This window comes from Bacillus cereus group sp. BfR-BA-01381, from assembly GCF_022663555.1.
Lineage (GTDB): Bacteria > Bacillota > Bacilli > Bacillales > Bacillaceae_G > Bacillus_A > Bacillus_A pacificus.
The window spans coordinates 1-17014 of record NZ_JAKUFR010000092.1 but is presented as its reverse complement, the minus strand read 5'-3'; the positions used below and the strand labels follow the sequence as shown (position 1 = coordinate 17014).

Genomic DNA, 17014 nt, shown 5'->3' with positions numbered 1-17014 from the left:
CCGCAGTTAACCCTCACTACTAGCCAATCACTTGACTAGCAGGGCTTACTGATATATTTAATTAACTTTCGTTATAATTGGTTAAATAAATCGTAACAGTTAGTTACCCTTTCGTTTTCTCAGCAGACTGCACAACATCAACGGCCGCTTTCACATCCGCTAAGTCATACGTAGAATGGACTTTCATAAAATGTAATTGCTCATTTTCTACTAAGCGAATTAAATGACGAAACGTTTCTTGCCATTTATATGGTGAAACTTCATTATTCCAATGTCGTAAATGAAATATGTTCGCGTGCACTTTTGCTTTCGTGACAATCTCTGCCCAGTTCACTTGTATTCCTGATAGAAGGCCGATCGTTAAAAAGTGCCCGTTTGGACGTAAGGAAAAAGCGAGTTCATTTCCATCCGGTCCTCCGATAGAATCAATCGCAGCATCCGCGCCGAGCCCGTTCGTTAATTCCATAACGGTTTCATAAAGCGGGGTAGTGGAAGTATCGATTACATATGCAGCACCTAGGCGCAGTAACTCCTCTGTATGCTTATTATTTCTTGTCACGGCAATGAGTCGGAAGTTTAAAATTTGTGATAACTGCGCAAAAAGATGACCAATTGCGGATCCACAAGCATTCACTAATAAAACATCATTACGTTGTAAGTTTAGCGTTTCTGTACATGTAACCCACGCCGTAAGAGGATTAATATACATTTGTGCCGCTGTGAAATCATCGATGGAATCAGGAATAGGAACTACAAAGTCAGCCGACGTCTTCACATACTCTTGCCAAGTACCTTCTCCGCGTAAAGGTAAAACCCGTTTGCCGATAAGGTCTCTAGAAACAAAAGCTCCCACATCTTCTACAATACCAACACCTTCATAACCAGGTATGTTAGGTAACGGAATTCTATGAGCATACGCTCCCGTAACGGGAATTAAGTCAGATGGATTAATCGGTCTAACTAACATACGAACTAGCACTTCATTCTCTTTTAATGGTTCTATGTTTTTATATTCCATTTGTAATACATCTTTTGGATTGCCGAACTTGTGAAATTGAATGTGTTTTCCGTGCAAAGTAATGTTCCCCCTTAGTGTGATTGGATTTATTATAGCATTTTTGGTATGAGGGAATTTTATTGAAGGTGAATAAATTGATATTAATATATATGTGGTTAAAAGAAAAATCTCCTTGAAGTCTATACTTTGAGGAGATTTTTTGTACAGCAAAATTTATGTTCCAGATTCATGATTTAACTTAGAAAATCATATGTTTAAGTAGAGCTTTTTTCTGTCAAAAATGTATGTAACAATTTTAATTTGGACAAGGAGGAAAAGCATGGACAGATGTCGAAAGTTAGGGCAGTCTTTAAATTTAAATGAAAAAGAAGATGAATTGGGGGTAATAGATATGAGTCAAGTAGTGACTGATATGCAACCGTTAGAAACAAAAGAAACAGAGAAATTAGTAACTCGTCGCCCAAAAGATGCTCAAGATTTACGCAAAATGATCGGAACTCGTACAGCAGGTAGTAAAAATTTAGTAGATATTTATAAAGAAGAAAGATAAGGGAGAAATATAAATGGTAACTAATTTCGTTCAAGGTGAGGGTGCTGTTTTAAGTATTCAACAAGCATCGATTTATGTAGATGCTTGTTTTATTTTGGCATTTTTAGATGAAGATGATACTCGTTCTGATAAGGTAGCTAATTTAATTAACGCATGGACGGAGAAAGAAATAGAAATGGGGATTAGCTCACATACTTTTACAGAAGTAGTAGGTATTCTTATGAAAAATAAAATTGAGCGAGCATTGAAAATCTATATAGAGAATATGGAAAATATAAAATCTAAAGGAATAGGGTGTTTGAGTGAAGATGATAGAAGAGATATTGTTTCTATAGAAGCGGCATGTAATTTATATGAAATCTATCAATATATTATTAAAGTAAGGGCAGAATCTGAAGATGAAAGTAAAGAGGTTTATGCTAAAGAATTACTAAAGGTAGGAAAAAGGCATGCTAAAAGAAGAAGTGGATTAACAGCGTATTATACAAACGTTGTTCAAATCTTCGAGGAATTTCTGTATAGTATGGAAAATCACTTCAAAATTAAGGTTGAATATATTTCTTCTGATAAGAAGGCTATAGATGCTGCAGCTCAGTATATGAAGCTTTATCAATTAGAGGCCTACGATGCAATGCATTTAGCAATAGCTAGAAATAAATGTGATTACTTTATAACTTTAGATCAGGATTTTATACAAAATTTTTTGAAAAAAGATAAGAATTTGCAAACAAAAGTTATAGTCTTTGCATGAAAAAGGAAGCAACCGCAGTTACTTCCTACATCTATTAAGCCGAAGCTCTCTTCATTCTCTCAAGTAAACTAGATAACACATGCGTACGATACGATTCTAGTTTTTTACCTTCATAAGTACGAATGCCTAATTTTTTAAGTTCTTTTACATACCAACCTTTGCTTCCGAAATACATGCAATCGCTCCCCTTCAACTTTGTTTTATTTGTTCTGATTGCATATGGAGGTACAGGTAATATAATGAAGGAAATGAATTTCGCGCGAAAATGGTTAACTTTGTTGCAAAAGACATATATACTAAAGATAGTATACAACGAGGTGGACAAGACGTGATTATAGAGAAGCACGAAATTCAAATTGACCAAATTACAAGCGGTAAAGTGAATATCTTTACTTTCTATCGAAATAGAAAGCAAATTGATGATCATTTTTTACGATTGCAAGAACCATCGCTTACAGCAAACTACTTCTTCCATTTTCATTTTGATGCAGAGAGCTTGCATCTACTGCAGGAAGAGTTTCCAAGCGTATATCCGTACGACGGTAGTGAAACGATTCACGACTGGACGGAAAAGATGAAAGCAGAATTACAACATCAGATCCAAACAGGAAAATGGAATAAACGCGTACGTATCGGTAATCGCATTCTAGATGTGGTGTTTACGTGGTGTGACGAAGATATAGTAGAGTGAAAAAGAAGCGGATGACGCTTCTTTTTTTAGCGCTGGAATAAAACGAGCTTACCTGCAGTAGATGTGCAGCGATGTGTTTTTTCATACAATCCTTTTTCTCGTAAAAGAGATTCACCTTTTGTTTTCGCTTCTTTTTCAGTTGCCGCCTCGAATGATTCGTCCAATGCTTTTGAACCATCTTTTTCAAAGACTGTTAGAACGTATACTCCCATGAAAATTCCCTCCAATGATAGAAATCAGAATCTTATAACTATTTTGTCATAAATCACTAGAATATGCAAAGAAATATGTGACATTGCGTGTTACAATAAGGTGAAACTTTTGAAACATAGAAAGGATCGTTATTTGTGAAACAAGTGAAGTTTATACATGCGGCTGATTTGCATTTGGATAGTCCGTTTAAAGGGATGGGGATGAATGTACCGCAGTCTGTTTGGGAGAGAATGAAGCAGAGTACGTTTGAATCGTTCGAACGTATTGTTGATAAAGCGATTCAAGAGCGCGTTGATTTCGTATTGCTAGCCGGGGATTTGTATGATGCGGAGACGAGAAGTTTGAGAGCGCAAGTGTTTGTGCGCGAGCAAATGAAGAGACTGTCGCAGTACGATATCCCTGTTTTTATTATTCACGGTAACCACGATCATTTAGGAGGAAGCTGGGCAGCAATTGATTTTCCAGAAAATGTTCATGTGTTTACAGAGCCTTATGTAGAAGAGAAATCATTTTATAAAGATGGTGAGTTGTTAGCTTCTATTTACGGTTTTAGTTATTTGCAACAAGCGGTAACGGATAATATGACAGCACAGTATAAGAAAATGAGTGATGCGCCTTTTCATATTGGCATGCTTCACGGAAGTGTGGAAGGAGATGCAGAGCATAATCGCTATGCGCCGTTTCAACTTCGTGAGCTAAAAGAAAAGCAGTTTGATTATTGGGCTCTTGGCCATATACATAAACGTGAAATTTTATCAGAGGAGCCATATATTATTTATCCGGGTAATATACAAGGTCGCCATCGTAAGGAAACGGGCGAGAAAGGTGCATACCTGATTGAACTTACGAAACAAGGAACGCATACTTCATTTTTCCATACGGCGGATGTTGTGTGGGATGAGATAGAAGTGAGCATCGATGGACTTGAAACTGTCGATGAACTTATGACGAGCGTATCAAGTGCGATGAATGAGTGCCGAAGAGAAGAGGAAGGAACGCTATTAACAGTCTTATTTACAGGACAGGGGCCACTTTCTCCTTATTTACGTGATGAAAAACGTGTGGAAGAGATTTTTCATATTTTAGCAGCGGGCGAAGAGCGAAAAGATTTCGTGTATGCGATGAAGTGGAAAAATGAGACGGTCTCTTTTGCGGAAATCGAACGTTTGAAAGAAGAAAATCATTTCGTCGGTAGCGTGCTAAAAGAGTTAGAAGCTTTCACCAATATGGACGGCGTGTTGCGCACAATTTGGACATCTCCTGTAGCGCGTAATAGTATTGAATTTTTTACAGAGGAAGAGAAGAAAGAGATTCAGAAGGAAGCGGAAAATATTATTTTAGAACAATTATTCCAGCAAGAGAGGGATAAGAAATGAGAATGGAAAAACTCCATATTTATGGGTACGGAAAATTAGAAAATGTGGAAATGGATCTTTCAACGCTGACGGTGTTATACGGTGAAAATGAAGCGGGAAAATCGACAATTCGCTCGTTTATGAAAAGTATTTTATTCGGTTTTCCGACGAGAGGACAGCGCCGTTATGAACCGAAAGAAGGCGGCAAGTATGGCGGTGCGATGACTGTACAAACAGAGAAGTACGGCCGTTTGAAAATTGAACGATTGCCAAAGGCGGCCGCTGGTGAAGTAACCGTTTATTTTGAAGACGGGAAAACGGGCGGCGAAGAAATTTTACACGATATATTAACCGGGATGAATGAGAGCTTATTTGAATCTGTCTTTTCATTTGATATGCACGGTCTTCAAAACATTCATCAGCTTGGTGAAGCGGACATCGGCAATTATTTATTTTCAGCAAGCGCAGTCGGAAGTGATGCGTTATTGCAGCTCGATAAAAAGCTAGAAAAAGAAATGGATCAGCGTTTTAAGCCGAGTGGTCGTAAGCCAGAAATTAACGTGTCACTGCAAGAGATGAAGAAGCTGGAAGAGAAGATGAAAGAGTGGCAAGGGAAAATTGGCACGTATGAAAAACAGGTCAAACAGTTAAAAGAAAGTGAAGAGAAGCTTGCTTCTGTTCGCGTGGAAAAAGAGAGCGCAGAAAAACGAAAGCAAGATTATGAAATATTAGCGGCGCTTGAGCCTCTCGTTATTGAAAAGCGTGCGCATGAGAAAGTGTTAGAAGATGAAAAAGGACAGTTTCCTGTAAACGGAATGGCGCGCTATGAAGCAATTAAGGCGAAGATGGAGCCGCTCCAGTTGCAAGTTGATTCGCTCCATAAAAAAATAGAGACAGTGCAATTGGAAATGGAATCGATTCAAATAGACGAAGAGTTTTTACAAAAAGAAAGTTATGTAGAAGAACTTCGTATGCAGCATATGTCGTATGAAAATGCACGCCAAGAAATGCGTGATGTGACAGGAACGATTACGAATATAAAAGAAGAGCTTGCAGAACTTGAGCAACAAATTGGTGCTACTTTTGAAAAAGAAACAGTCCTGTCGTTTGACATGAGTTTGGCAACGAAAGAATTAATTACGCAAACCGTACAAAAAGCGCGTGAATTAGAAACGCAAAAAGCACAGCTTGATGATCGTTTTAAAGTAGCGCAGGAGCAATTAGAAGAACAAGAAGAAAATATAAGACAGATTCAGAAGCAAATGTTAGCGGATGAAGAGCGAAATGCGTTAGCTGAGAAAGAGAAGTCGTTCCAAGATGCGGCGTTTATCGGTATGGGCGCAGAGAAAATGAAGCGCAAGTACGAGGAAAAAGCAGGAGCGGCTATGCAAAAGAAAAAGCAGTGGCAAAGAGTTTGTCTTCTGTTACTTCTTATTAATACAGGCATTTTATTCACAAGCTTATTTATAGACAATCGCCCGCTCTTATTTATTAGCGTCATCGTTTTTGTAGGGATTGTTCTTGCCCTTGTTTTATATAAGGATCCGTCAAGTGGATTACAAGAAGAACTTCTTACTCTTCAGCAAAGTGCTGGCGGGAGACAAAGTGAAGAAGCGATGTCAGTGCGCTATGAGTTAGAAAAAGATGAAGAGATACGTAAACTATTTGAGCGTGAGTCATATAAGTTACAGCAAATGGAGCGAGCGTATGATAAAGTCGTTTCATCGTATGAGGAATGGGAGCGAGAAACGTTCCGCACGAGCGAACAAGTAAATGTGTATAAAAAGCGGTATACGTTCCCTGAATTTTATACGTACGCACACGTATTGCCGGCGTTTGAGCGTATGGAAAAAATGCAGCAATTATATCGGGAGTTAGAAAAACAAGACACGCGAAAATCTTCATTATATGAAATGATTTCGCAATTTGAACATAAACTAGAAACTGTTATCGGTAGTGCGGAGTATAATAAGCTACACGAGGCACAAAGCCGTATGCAAAATGAGAAAGAAAAACGCCAAACTTGTAAGCAGTTAAAAGAAAAACTGGCGGAATGGCAAGAAGAATATGAGTTCATGCAAGAACAATTGAAACAACTGTTAGTAGAACGAGACAGTTTATGGCATATCGCAGAGTCTACAAATGAAGAGATGTTTTTAGAGGCAGGTACACTAGCGGAAAAACGTGAAGATGCGGAGAAGCAAGTTGGGCGTTTATTGCCGCAAATTGATCTGTTAGAACAACGTTTAACGAGTTTATCATTAGCTGAACATTACGAAGCTGACGGGTATGATGAAAAATTAAAGCAAGAACTGACAGTCATGCAAAACTGTCTTACAAAGGAAAAAGAACTGACAGAGCGTATTGCGAAACATCGTATGGAAATTGCGAATTTAGAAGAAGGTAGTACGTATGGTGATTTACTACACGAATGGGAAATGAAAAAAGCGCAAGTGCGTGAACAAGTGAAGAAATGGGCTGCTTATGCGACCGCAAAGACAGTGTTAACGAAAACGAAGCAATATTATCATGAAGTACATCTTCCTCGTATTTTACAAAAATCAGAAGAGTATTTCGTCTATTTAACAGGCGGACGATATAGTAAAATCTTTTCACCGTCAGAGGCGGAGCCGTTTATTGTAGAGCGTAACGACGGTATGCGTTTTTATAGTCATGAACTAAGCCAAGCGACAGCTGAGCAGTTGTATTTATCGCTGAGATTTGCGTTAGCAAAAACATTTGAGCATGATTATCCATTTATTATTGATGATAGTTTCGTGCATTTTGATGCGGTAAGGACGAATCGGACGATTGAACTTATAAAGGAAATTGCAAAGGATAGACAAGTGATCTTCTTTACATGTCATGCGCATTTACTCGCGTATTTTACAGAAAAACAGATTATAAAATTAACGCATAAGCGTAAAGAAAATGAGTTGTAGTGTGCTATACTAAAAGTAACTGATTTGGTGGAGGAATTCGAATGAAAAAGAAAATTGCAGAGTATGAAGTTGGTGAACAAGTCGATATTTTCTTGTTAATTAAAACAGCGACAAAAGGTATCGCAAGCAATGGAAAGCCATTTTTAACAGTAATCTTACAAGATCCAAGTGGAGATATTGAAGCGAAATTGTGGGACGTATCACCAGAAGTTGAGAAACAATATGTAGCGGAAACAATCGTGAAAGTGGCTGGAGATATTTTAAATTACAAAGGACGTATTCAATTACGTGTGAAACAAATTCGTGTTGCGAATGAAAATGAAGTTACGGATATCTCAGACTTCGTAGAAAAAGCACCAGTGAAAAAAGAAGATATGGTTGAGAAAATTACGCAATACATATTTGAAATGAGAAACCCGAACATTCAACGTCTAACAAGACATTTATTAAATAAGCATCAAAACGAATTTTTAGACTATCCAGCAGCGACGAAGAACCATCACGAGTTCGTATCTGGACTAGCTTATCACGTCGTATCGATGCTTGATTTAGCGAAAGCTATCTCAAATCTATATCCATCATTAGATAAAGACTTACTATATGCAGGCGTTATTTTACACGACCTTGGTAAAGTAATCGAATTATCTGGCCCAATTTCTACAACGTATACGTTAGAAGGAAATTTATTAGGCCACATTTCGATTATGGTGAACGAAATTGGGAAAGCAGCAGACGAGCTGCAAATCGATGCAGAAGAAGTATTAATTCTTCAACACATCGTCCTTTCTCATCACGGAAAAGCAGAATGGGGTAGTCCAAAACCACCATTAGTAAAAGAAGCAGAAATTCTGCACTACATCGATAACTTAGATGCAAAAATGAACATGATGGACCGTGCATTAGGACGCACAAAACCAGGTGAATACACTGAGCGTGTCTTTGCTCTTGATAATCGTTCGTTCTATAAGCCGTCGTTCCATAATTAATAGTGTGAATAAAGTGGCCTCATTAAGTGTTAGTAGCTTAGTGGGGCTGTTTTTTTATTAAAAATGAAATAGTTAAAAGGAAATAATTGAAGAAGAGTCATTGAAAAGGGTAAGTTCTAAACATGCAAAAAAATGAGTTAGAACAGAAATTATTACAAGAAGAGGTGTCAAAGGACTTATATAGTTTAAAGGGTGGATTACCAAACGAATCGTATTGTTTAAATGAACAGAATGGAGTATGGGAAGTATAGTGAGCGAGGAACAAAGAGTAATCTTAAGACATTTAATTCTGAGACAGAGGCATGTGAATACTTCTATACTAGTTTAATTGAGATGTTAAAAGGGATGGGTTTAATTTAAACCTGAAATAAAAGGGCATTTCCGTTTGGGGATGCCCTTTTATTTTATATACACATTATTATACTAATCTAAAGTTTCTGTATTTACATTTTTTTCTTTTTATCTCATAATTTTAATTGGGGAAAGGGAGGAAAGAAATGGTTCAAATCAAAGTGACACCTGAAATGCTAGAAGAAGTTGCTAATCGTGCAAGTAATACCCGAATCGCATTAGAATCTATACATAATAATTTATGTAATGAAATTGATCATTTGTGTTTTCAATGGATTGGTGCCTCTAATCAACAATTCGTTCAAATGTTCAATGATGCGAGACCAAAAGCTTTTACATCTATCAATTCACTTGTGCAAGTAGAAGAAGATTTGAAACGAATTGCTGAAAAATTTCGCAATGCGGATGATCAAGATGTTACAATAGAAGAAGGTGCAATGTGCGGTAAAACATCTTCTGAAGAGAACGGCTTTGATGGTGGAAAATTAGCTAGGGATATAGCTGGAGAAATAAGTGGTGAGTATGATGTTCGTCGTGTTTGGGATGGTATTGATCCATCTACTGGCGAAAAACTTTCGGGGTGGGAACGTGCTGGAGCAGGTGTCATGGCTGTAGCCGGCCTTACACCCTTTGGAAAGATAGCTAAAGTAGGAAAAGGAGTTAAAATGACTGCTAAGGCTACTGAGGCTGTAAATATAGCTAAAAAAGTACCTGTTGGAGGAGCCGATGTAGTTAAGGGGACGGGTAAAGCTCTATTGACTAATGAAGGAAAAGTTGGAACCTATAAACAACTTGTGAAACAAGGAACTGCTTTTGATAATATTACTCCACATCATATGCCTTCTGCAGAGAAAATGAAACAAGCTGGTATAAAAAGGAATGATGGTGTGAGTATGAATATGGAACAACCTCATCCTGGGACCGGTGGGAGACATCGTGAAACATATACATATGGTCTATCAGGAGAAAAATCGAAGGCGTATTTAAACCTTAGCTTTCGTGATGCCTTAGCTCATGATATTTTGGATGCTCGAAGAATTTATATAAAAGATGGTTTACATACTGCTGAGATAAGAGAAGGTTTAAGAGAAGTTATTAAAAGAAACAAAGAGCTGTATCCGCATTTATTTGATAAATAAAACATGGAAAGGATGATTACCTTTGGATATTAAGAGTCATCTAAAAAGACTATATGATAATCGTTTATTAGAAAATGAAAATGAGATACGAGATTTTAATGAGTCATTAATGGAAGTAATAGAGTACAACGACGTCTTTGTTATTACAGATTTATGTTTAGTTTTGGATGATGAGACTGAGCAATTTGAGGTTATGTTTGGTTTAATTCATGGAATAGAGAGCTTATATAAAAATAATATAGAAGAAGGACTTGTATGTATTGCTAAAGCTGTTCCGAAGATGATTAACTCAGCAAAAGAATGGGTAGAAATTTTACATTATAGAATTCTTAATCACCCTCAAGTAAGATTAGCATATGGAAAAGTACTTTCGGAATTTGATCCATCAATTACGATTAGTATTAAAGAATTATTGATTGATATAAAAAATGAAGACCCTGATATGTTTAGTGAATCTGTTAATGAGGTAATTAAGAGCATCTAATGTTTAAAGTTGAAAAGATATAAAAGCACATAAGGCAAGTCAACAAGAAAATAACTTATTATTGTAGTGGAAAGAAAAAGAATAGGTTGTTTAAAAGTGCATACTCCATGATGGTTGTACCATCATAGAGTGCTATGTGCAATGATAGAATAAGAAAACGAGGTACGAGGTTTGGAGAGATGACATTTTACTGGGTGATGAATATAAATACACGGAATGTATATAAAACTAACGAACTCGTACAAACTCGTAAGATTTAACGTAGTAGTTGTCATGACATGTAAAAGGTGTCATACTGTTACTACAAAACTTACAAATTTATGCTACTTAAAAATGGATGAACTTAAAGCACTTGATTGTCAATTAAAGGCAACAAGTGCTTTTTGCATTTTAGCGTAGAAATTTAAAAGAGCATTATAATTTTATAAGTTTATTAAGTGTTAAATTTTTATTGTTGTTTTATAGATTATAATGGCTATGTACAGTGTACGACGATAGTAGAGGGGAAAATAAAGGGTTGTGTTATTTTTTGAAGTCATCGTAAGGTACATTTTAACAGATGGACGTTATGCACAAGTTATCCGCAAAAAATAAGTAAACGTTATGGGATTCTCCACTGTTTGTTCATATAAAATTGAAGAAGGAAAAAATTATCCTGTTATTCTCGACATTACAGTTTTCGATAATATTGAAATAAACGAAGGAACAGATGGAGTTAAAAGTTTAAAAAGAATTGATAATTCTTTTAAGTATCGTATTAGTGGAATATTAAAACGTAGGTTTATTGATGCAGGGATTATTATTACAGATGAAGATGAAATATTCCCGGAACGCAGTAAATACTTTAACAAGTATGTTGAAATTGACGTTGATAGAATCAACATTGAATTTGTAAAAGGAGGCTAGTCTCTTATCTTACTTAAACTCATACCACCAACATCTAACATCTATGATCAAGGCAAGGTATCCTTTCAATCCATTAAGTTGCCCATCTGGTGTTTCATAGGGGGAGACATCTCCTGATTTGCTGATGTTTTGTTTTGCTGATGGCGTTGCAACTTTAATCTAGATTGACGGTTCTTTTCGCTACTAATGTTTTTTATATTTACTAAACCATTCTCCAGTCCAAAATGTTATGCAATAAAAAAATACCTCGAATTTGAGATAAATCTCTTGCTTTTTAATCACTTGAGGTGTAAAGTGATAGTAACGAAAGCGATTGAGTCATATGAAAAATATACACTCACTTGCTTTCGACTTACAAAACAAAGTAACTTATGCAGTAAAAACTAAGATGAATTTACAAAAACATAATGAGAATAAATTAAAACGCTAAAAACCATATTAGTTGTGGGAAATGTTATTTTTTTAGTTATCACTTGACTAGTAAAATGAAACGGAGGAATTACGAATGTATAAAATTAAAGGGCATCATCACATTTCAATGGTTACGAAAAATGCAAATGAAAATAATCACTTTTATAAAAATGTGCTTGGTTTACGTCGCGTGAAAATGACAGTAAACCAAGATGATCCATCAATGTATCATTTATTTTATGGAGATAAAACCGGAAGTCCAGGTACGGAATTATCTTTTTTTGAAATTCCTTTAGTAGGAAAAACGTACCGCGGTACGAATGCGATTACTCGAATTGGATTACTCGTTCCTTCCGAGGAAAGCTTACATTACTGGAAAGCGCGATTTGAGGAATTTGATGTAAAACATAGTGAAATAACAACATATGCAAATCGTCCTGCTTTGCAGTTTGAGGATGCTGAAGGTCTTCGCTTAGTACTACTCGTTTCAAACGGAGAAAAAGTGGAGCACTGGGAAACTTGGGAGAAATCAGAAGTTCCTGCAAAGCATCAAATTCAAGGAATGGGTTCTGTGGAAATGACAGTTCGTAGACTTGATAAAATGGCGAGTACACTTACAGAGATGTTTGGTTATACAGAGGTTAGCCGCAGCGAAGAGGAAGCGATTTTTCAGTCCATTAAAGGCGAGGCTTTTGGAGAAATCGTTGTGAAATATTTAGATGGTCCTACTGAAAAACCGGGCCGCGGTAGCATCCACCATTTAGCAATTCGTGTGAAAAATGATGCAGAGCTTGCTTATTGGGAAGAACAGGTGATACAAAGAGGTTTCCAGTCTTCAGGAATCATCGACCGTTTCTATTTTAAAAGCTTATATTTCCGCGAATCAAACGGAATCCTATTTGAAATTGCAACAGATGGACCAGGATTTACAGTTGATGGAGATGTGGAACATTTAGGAGAAAAACTTGATTTACCACCGTTCCTAGAAGATCAGCGTGCAGAGATTGAAGCGAATTTAGCACCTATTGAAGAGAAGTAATAGAAGAGAAAATATAATTTTAAAACCATTGGAGGAATAGAAAATGAACCAATTAAAAGGAATTCACCACGTTACAGCAATTACAAGTAGTGCAGAAAAAAACTATGAGTTTTTCACTCACGTTTTAGGAATGCGTTTAGTTAAAAAAACAGTAAACCAAGATGACATTCAAACGTATCATTTATTCTTTGCAGATGATAAAGGTAGTGCAGGAACAGATATGACATTCTTTGACTTCCCAGGCATTCCAAAGGGAGTACACGGTACGAATGAAATTTCAAAAACTTCATTCCGTGTTCCAACTGATGCAGCGTTAGCATATTGGGTGAAACGTTTTGACCGCCTGGAAGTCGAACATACAGGAATTAAAGAGCAATTTGGTAAGAAAACTCTATCTTTCGTTGATTTTGATGACCAACATTATCAATTAATTTCAGATGAACTTGATAAAGGAATCGAATCAGGTACACCGTGGCAAAACGGACCAGTTCCATTAGAATATGCAATTACTGGTTTAGGACCTGTATTCATCCGCATTGCAAACTTTAGTTTCTTCAAAGAAGTGTTAGAAAAGGTTCTATTATTTAAAGAGGTTGCGCAAGAAGGAGAATTCTATTTATTTGAAGTAAACGAAGGCGGAAACGGTGCATCTGTCATTGTAGAACATAATACGGTTCTTCCAGAAGCACGACAAGGTTTTGGTACAGTGCACCATGCTGCATTCCGCGTAGAAGATCGCGCTGTATTAGAAGAATGGATCGAGAGAATCAGTAGCGTAGGGCTTCCTTCATCTGGCTATGTAGATCGTCACTTCTTCGAATCATTATACGCAAGAGTTGCACCACAAATCTTATTTGAATTTGCAACAGACGGCCCAGGATTTATGGGAGATGAGCCATACGAAACACTTGGCGAAAAATTATCGTTACCTCCATTCCTAGAGCCAAAACGTGAAGAAATCGAAAAATTAGTTCGTCCAATTGATACAGTGAGAAGTACGAAGGAATTTATTAAAGAGTAACAATAATAAGTAGAAGAGCAAGTAGTTTTAGCGGATCGCTAGAACTGCTTGCTTTTTTATTTGGTTTATAAAGTTTTCTGAAAATTTTTTCTCAAGTTTTATAAATAGAAATATTTGGTATAATTCATTTAAATTATAAATTTTCTGACAATTATTTTTCAATACATAGAAAAGAGGTGATAATATACAATTTTGATAATTGTATAAATACCCTAATTTTGTAAGCTTAAGAAAAGGGGATGCGAGTGTATGGGAGCAGATGTAGTAACAAGGGAGCAAATGAAACATTCTTTAGATGATTGGTATCGTGTAATGTTGCAGCAAAATATAGAGAAAGCAACGGAGATGAAGGAAGAGATTGAGAGTGAATTTTCTAATGTAAAAGAGGATGGGGATTTGTGGCTATATTACTCTTTATTAGATTTTAGATATAAAGTGCTGGCGGATGGTTTACAAATTACTAAAAATAGTTTTGATAAAATTGATGAAATTTATAAAACGTCTGAAAATCGTTTGTCATATTACTATTATTTTTTTAAGGCAATGCATGCAACTCTAATATCAAATTACAATGATGCAAGTAGATGTTATGAGAAGGCCAAAACACTAATAAAATATATCCCTGATGAATTAGAATATGGGGAATTCTGTTATCGTCTTTCTGCATTTTTCTACAATACAAGGCAACCAATGAATACAATAAAATATGTAAATAAAGCTAAAGAAATTTTTTCAAAACAAGCAGGACAAGATATGAATATTGCTTTATCTCAGAATCTTTTAGGACTAACTGCCATACAAATAAAGCAATATGAACAAGCAGAAGAGTGTTTAAATTCAGCGATAGATATTCTACAAAAACAGGATAACGCTATATTGCTTTTAAGGGTACGTCATAATTTAGGCTGGCTATACGCAAGTCAAAACCTTTCTGCACTAGCTATTCGACATCTTTCAGAAGTAACAGAGAAATTCCCAGCACATTTCAAAGCGATTTTCCTACAAGCTAGGGAACATTTTAAACTGGGAGAAACAAACATTGCTGAAGAATTAATTGATAGAGGATTAAATATTTGTATGGAGTTAGAAAATGAAGAGTATATACATCATTTTAGTATTTTAAAAGCAGTAAATGGTAATGTTCCTATTAAAGAATTAGAGCAAATTATTCTTAAAGGAATTACTTATTTTGATAAAGAATCTTTATATAGTTACACTCAGGAATATGTTGAAAAACTTGCAATAAAGTTTCGTGAGGATGCTAATTACATGAAAGCAAGTGACTATTTTTACAAAGCATTACAGGCAAAAGAGAAGAAGATAGAGAGAGGAGCATTAAAATAATGTTTAAAAAAATTGGTATGGCTGTAACTGGTATAGTGTTAGTTGGTATTGTATCTGTCGGTTTAAATAGTTCTTTTGTACAACAAGCGGAGCACGGTGATGTTCCAGCACCAGCAAGACCAGACTATGTTAGTTTTAATAAAGGAGATACTGGTGGGGCACCAGTAAAACCAGACTATGCTAGTTTTAATAGAGGAGACACGGGTGGAGCGCCAGCAAGACCAGACTACGTTAACATTGGTGAAACAGGCGGAGCACCAGCAGATAATAGAGGCGATGGAGGAGCACCAGCCAACTTCAATAAAGGTGACGGTGGCGGTATTAGCAAACAAGACTCACATGCTGACCATTTTTAAATTAAATAATAAAGTGAAGGGACCTCACAACGAGGTCCCTTTTCTTTTTGGTCGTAAAAAGAATTGACTTACTTTAAATATGTAACTATAATAGTTACAAAACAACCATCACTAATAGCGGTGAGTAATATTTTTTTAATATAATTGTAACCATTATAGTTACAATTAAAAATAATTATAAAACAACCAAATAATGTAAAAACTTTAAATAGCAACAAGAGAAAGGAGACGGGAATGTTGAAACGGTTTAAGTTTTATATGATTAGCGGTATTGTGCTCGTTTTGCTTATCGTATGTAACTTCGTTGATAAGCCAATCGCGAAGGTTGGAGAAGTAAAAGATACTGTTATGATGAAGATAAATACGAAAGAGAGTATGGCACAAATAGACGGGCAGACGATTTATTTTAAGAAAATTGGTGAGGGGAAGCCTCCTTTACTTATGCTGCACGGGTTTGGTGGTTCTTCTGATGGATTTAGTGATATTTATCCGGAACTTGCGCGAGATCACACGATTATTGCAGTGGATATTTTAGGGTTTGGGCGTTCTTCTAAACCAATTGATTTTGAGTATTCGTTTCCTGCGCAAGTGAATTTATATTATAAGTTAATGAAGAAGCTTGGATATGATCAATTCGCAGTACTTGGTCATTCGATGGGCGGAGAGATGTCACTGAATTTAGCGTATTTATATCCGGATGCAGTAACGCATCTCATTTTGGCGGATTCTACAGGAATAGAGTCTTTTCAGCAAAAAGAAAGTTATGAAGTGCCGCCACTATCGACAGACTTACAAACTGTAACTGAGATTACGGATTACAATAAAAATGAAGTGAAAAATAGTCGCGACGATAAAGAGCACTATGATCAGCTGACGAAAATGAGAGAGCGCCGCATTGCGATGGAAGCCGATAAAATTAAGGTGCCGACTCTAATTATATGGGGCAGAAATGATAAGAGCGTTTCTTGGAAAAATGGTGAACTGTATCATGGGTTATTTGCGAATAGCACGTTCCATATTATTGAAAAAGGATACCACGCACCATTTCGTCAGGAACCAATCGAGTTTATGGAATATGTACAAGCGTTCTTCGCGAAGAATCCACAATGATAAAATTTTAAGCATAAATGTACTTCTTTCCTCATACAGTGAAACTAATAAGGCTTGTCTAAGGAAAGGAATGAAGTAGAGTGGAAACTTTACCATGGTGGGTGTATCTTGTAATCGTTGGAATCGTATTAAGTGGCTACATGGTTTTATATACTTCGAAAAAAGAGCAAGAGATGGATAATGAGTTTATTGAAAAAGAAGGCGAAGTGTATATGAAGCGTTTAGCAGAAGAGAGAGAAAAACGTAATCAGGATAGTGATAAGGATTCGGTTTTATTATAATAACAGGAGAGTGGATAACATGTTGTTATCCACTTTTTTATTTTCTGAAATATATCAACGATTTTT

At 36.2% G+C, this 17014-nt stretch carries 18 protein-coding genes and 1 pseudogene; 16 read left to right on the top strand and 3 right to left on the bottom strand.

The window, feature by feature from the left end; genetic code table 11:
- Positions 1 to 103 precede the first annotated feature (103 nt).
- Positions 104 to 1075 carry a zinc-dependent alcohol dehydrogenase family protein gene (locus MR079_RS23460; RefSeq protein ID WP_242294733.1) on the bottom strand — a complete coding sequence of 324 codons (972 nt, stop codon included), beginning with the start codon at positions 1073 to 1075 and terminating at the stop codon, positions 104 to 106.
- 262 nt (positions 1076 to 1337) lie between these two features.
- On the opposite strand from MR079_RS23460, the gene MR079_RS23455 reads away from it, so the two are divergent.
- Together MR079_RS23455 and MR079_RS23450 are read left to right on the top strand one after the other, a co-directional pair.
- Positions 1338 to 1568 (top strand): hypothetical protein, encoded by a 231-nt coding sequence (locus MR079_RS23455; protein WP_000373322.1) that lies wholly within the window; start codon positions 1338 to 1340, stop codon positions 1566 to 1568.
- Positions 1569 to 1581: 13 nt separating this feature from the next.
- A complete protein-coding gene (locus tag MR079_RS23450) occupies positions 1582 to 2319 on the top strand; it encodes a type II toxin-antitoxin system VapC family toxin (protein WP_242294732.1) in 738 nt (245 codons plus the stop codon).
- A 34-nt stretch (positions 2320 to 2353) separates the two neighbouring features.
- Here the strand turns inward: MR079_RS23450 and MR079_RS23445 are convergent, their stop codons facing one another.
- Positions 2354 to 2494 carry a YflJ family protein gene (locus tag MR079_RS23445; protein ID WP_000273537.1) on the bottom strand — a complete coding sequence of 47 codons (141 nt, stop codon included), beginning with the start codon at positions 2492 to 2494 and terminating at the stop codon, positions 2354 to 2356.
- Between the two features lie 153 nt (positions 2495 to 2647).
- Here MR079_RS23445 and MR079_RS23440 point away from each other — a divergent pair, with 153 nt between their 5' ends.
- A complete protein-coding gene (locus MR079_RS23440) occupies positions 2648 to 3010 on the top strand; it encodes a hypothetical protein (protein ID WP_029437729.1) in 363 nt (120 codons plus the stop codon).
- Between the two features lie 26 nt (positions 3011 to 3036).
- Here MR079_RS23440 and MR079_RS23435 read toward each other — a convergent pair whose 3' ends face one another.
- Positions 3037 to 3222 (bottom strand): YhzD family protein, encoded by a 186-nt coding sequence (locus MR079_RS23435; RefSeq protein ID WP_139868870.1) that lies wholly within the window; start codon positions 3220 to 3222, stop codon positions 3037 to 3039.
- Between the two features lie 135 nt (positions 3223 to 3357).
- On the opposite strand from MR079_RS23435, the gene MR079_RS23430 reads away from it, so the two are divergent.
- The 13 genes and pseudogenes from MR079_RS23430 to MR079_RS23375 all read left to right on the top strand — a co-directional run bounded on the left by MR079_RS23430 (position 3358) and on the right by MR079_RS23375 (position 16948).
- On the top strand, positions 3358 to 4599 hold the full coding sequence (locus MR079_RS23430; RefSeq protein WP_242294731.1) for a metallophosphoesterase family protein: 1242 nt from the start codon (positions 3358 to 3360) through the stop codon (positions 4597 to 4599).
- Positions 4596 to 7520, top strand: a complete 2925-nt coding sequence (locus tag MR079_RS23425) for an ATP-binding protein (protein WP_242294730.1) — start codon at positions 4596 to 4598, stop codon at positions 7518 to 7520. Before MR079_RS23430 ends, MR079_RS23425 begins: the two co-directional genes overlap by 4 nt.
- 41 nt (positions 7521 to 7561) lie before the next feature.
- A complete protein-coding gene (gene yhaM, locus MR079_RS23420; protein ID WP_000726638.1) occupies positions 7562 to 8506 on the top strand; it encodes a 3'-5' exoribonuclease YhaM in 945 nt (314 codons plus the stop codon).
- A gap of 122 nt (positions 8507 to 8628) precedes the next feature.
- Positions 8629 to 8866: pseudogene (locus MR079_RS29385) on the top strand (hypothetical protein).
- A 137-nt stretch (positions 8867 to 9003) separates the two neighbouring features.
- A complete protein-coding gene (locus MR079_RS23415) occupies positions 9004 to 9996 on the top strand; it encodes a WXG100 family type VII secretion target (protein ID WP_242269831.1) in 993 nt (330 codons plus the stop codon).
- A gap of 22 nt (positions 9997 to 10018) precedes the next feature.
- Positions 10019 to 10480, top strand: coding sequence for an Imm30 family immunity protein (locus tag MR079_RS23410; protein ID WP_242294729.1), 462 nt, complete (start codon positions 10019 to 10021; stop codon positions 10478 to 10480).
- Between the two features lie 603 nt (positions 10481 to 11083).
- Entirely contained in the window at positions 11084 to 11386 is a 303-nt protein-coding gene (locus MR079_RS23405; protein ID WP_242294728.1) for a hypothetical protein, read from the top strand.
- Positions 11387 to 11891: 505 nt separating this feature from the next.
- Positions 11892 to 12836 carry a ring-cleaving dioxygenase gene (locus MR079_RS23400; RefSeq protein WP_139868860.1) on the top strand — a complete coding sequence of 315 codons (945 nt, stop codon included), beginning with the start codon at positions 11892 to 11894 and terminating at the stop codon, positions 12834 to 12836.
- A gap of 43 nt (positions 12837 to 12879) precedes the next feature.
- Positions 12880 to 13857 (top strand): ring-cleaving dioxygenase, encoded by a 978-nt coding sequence (locus tag MR079_RS23395; protein WP_001072540.1) that lies wholly within the window; start codon positions 12880 to 12882, stop codon positions 13855 to 13857.
- A gap of 249 nt (positions 13858 to 14106) precedes the next feature.
- On the top strand, positions 14107 to 15201 hold the full coding sequence (locus MR079_RS23390) for a response regulator aspartate phosphatase (protein WP_071741428.1): 1095 nt from the start codon (positions 14107 to 14109) through the stop codon (positions 15199 to 15201).
- A complete protein-coding gene (locus MR079_RS23385) occupies positions 15201 to 15557 on the top strand; it encodes a Phr family secreted Rap phosphatase inhibitor (RefSeq protein WP_000473356.1) in 357 nt (118 codons plus the stop codon). The genes MR079_RS23390 and MR079_RS23385 overlap by 1 nt, the downstream gene beginning before the upstream one ends.
- Before the next feature lie 237 nt (positions 15558 to 15794).
- Entirely contained in the window at positions 15795 to 16667 is an 873-nt protein-coding gene (locus tag MR079_RS23380; RefSeq protein ID WP_242294735.1) for an alpha/beta fold hydrolase, read from the top strand.
- Between the two features lie 80 nt (positions 16668 to 16747).
- Positions 16748 to 16948 (top strand): sporulation YhaL family protein, encoded by a 201-nt coding sequence (locus tag MR079_RS23375; protein WP_000449227.1) that lies wholly within the window; start codon positions 16748 to 16750, stop codon positions 16946 to 16948.
- The last annotated feature ends 66 nt before the right edge of the window (positions 16949 to 17014 follow it).

What these genes read in the sequence shown, in the direction of transcription:
- MR079_RS23390 (WP_071741428.1), top strand. Translation starts at nt 14,107, where the DNA reads ATGGGAGCAGATGTAGTAACAAGGGAGCAAATGAAACATTCTTTAGAT.
- MR079_RS23445 (WP_000273537.1), bottom strand. Translation starts at nt 2,494, where the DNA reads ATGTATTTCGGAAGCAAAGGTTGGTATGTAAAAGAACTTAAAAAATTA.
- MR079_RS23395 (WP_001072540.1), top strand. Translation starts at nt 12,880, where the DNA reads ATGAACCAATTAAAAGGAATTCACCACGTTACAGCAATTACAAGTAGT.
- yhaM (WP_000726638.1), top strand. Translation starts at nt 7,562, where the DNA reads ATGAAAAAGAAAATTGCAGAGTATGAAGTTGGTGAACAAGTCGATATT.
- MR079_RS23455 (WP_000373322.1), top strand. Translation starts at nt 1,338, where the DNA reads ATGGACAGATGTCGAAAGTTAGGGCAGTCTTTAAATTTAAATGAAAAA.
- MR079_RS23435 (WP_139868870.1), bottom strand. Translation starts at nt 3,222, where the DNA reads ATGGGAGTATACGTTCTAACAGTCTTTGAAAAAGATGGTTCAAAAGCA.
- MR079_RS23415 (WP_242269831.1), top strand. Translation starts at nt 9,004, where the DNA reads ATGGTTCAAATCAAAGTGACACCTGAAATGCTAGAAGAAGTTGCTAAT.
- MR079_RS23400 (WP_139868860.1), top strand. Translation starts at nt 11,892, where the DNA reads ATGTATAAAATTAAAGGGCATCATCACATTTCAATGGTTACGAAAAAT.
- MR079_RS23405 (WP_242294728.1), top strand. Translation starts at nt 11,084, where the DNA reads ATGGGATTCTCCACTGTTTGTTCATATAAAATTGAAGAAGGAAAAAAT.
- MR079_RS23385 (WP_000473356.1), top strand. Translation starts at nt 15,201, where the DNA reads ATGTTTAAAAAAATTGGTATGGCTGTAACTGGTATAGTGTTAGTTGGT.
- MR079_RS23425 (WP_242294730.1), top strand. Translation starts at nt 4,596, where the DNA reads ATGAGAATGGAAAAACTCCATATTTATGGGTACGGAAAATTAGAAAAT.
- MR079_RS23450 (WP_242294732.1), top strand. Translation starts at nt 1,582, where the DNA reads ATGGTAACTAATTTCGTTCAAGGTGAGGGTGCTGTTTTAAGTATTCAA.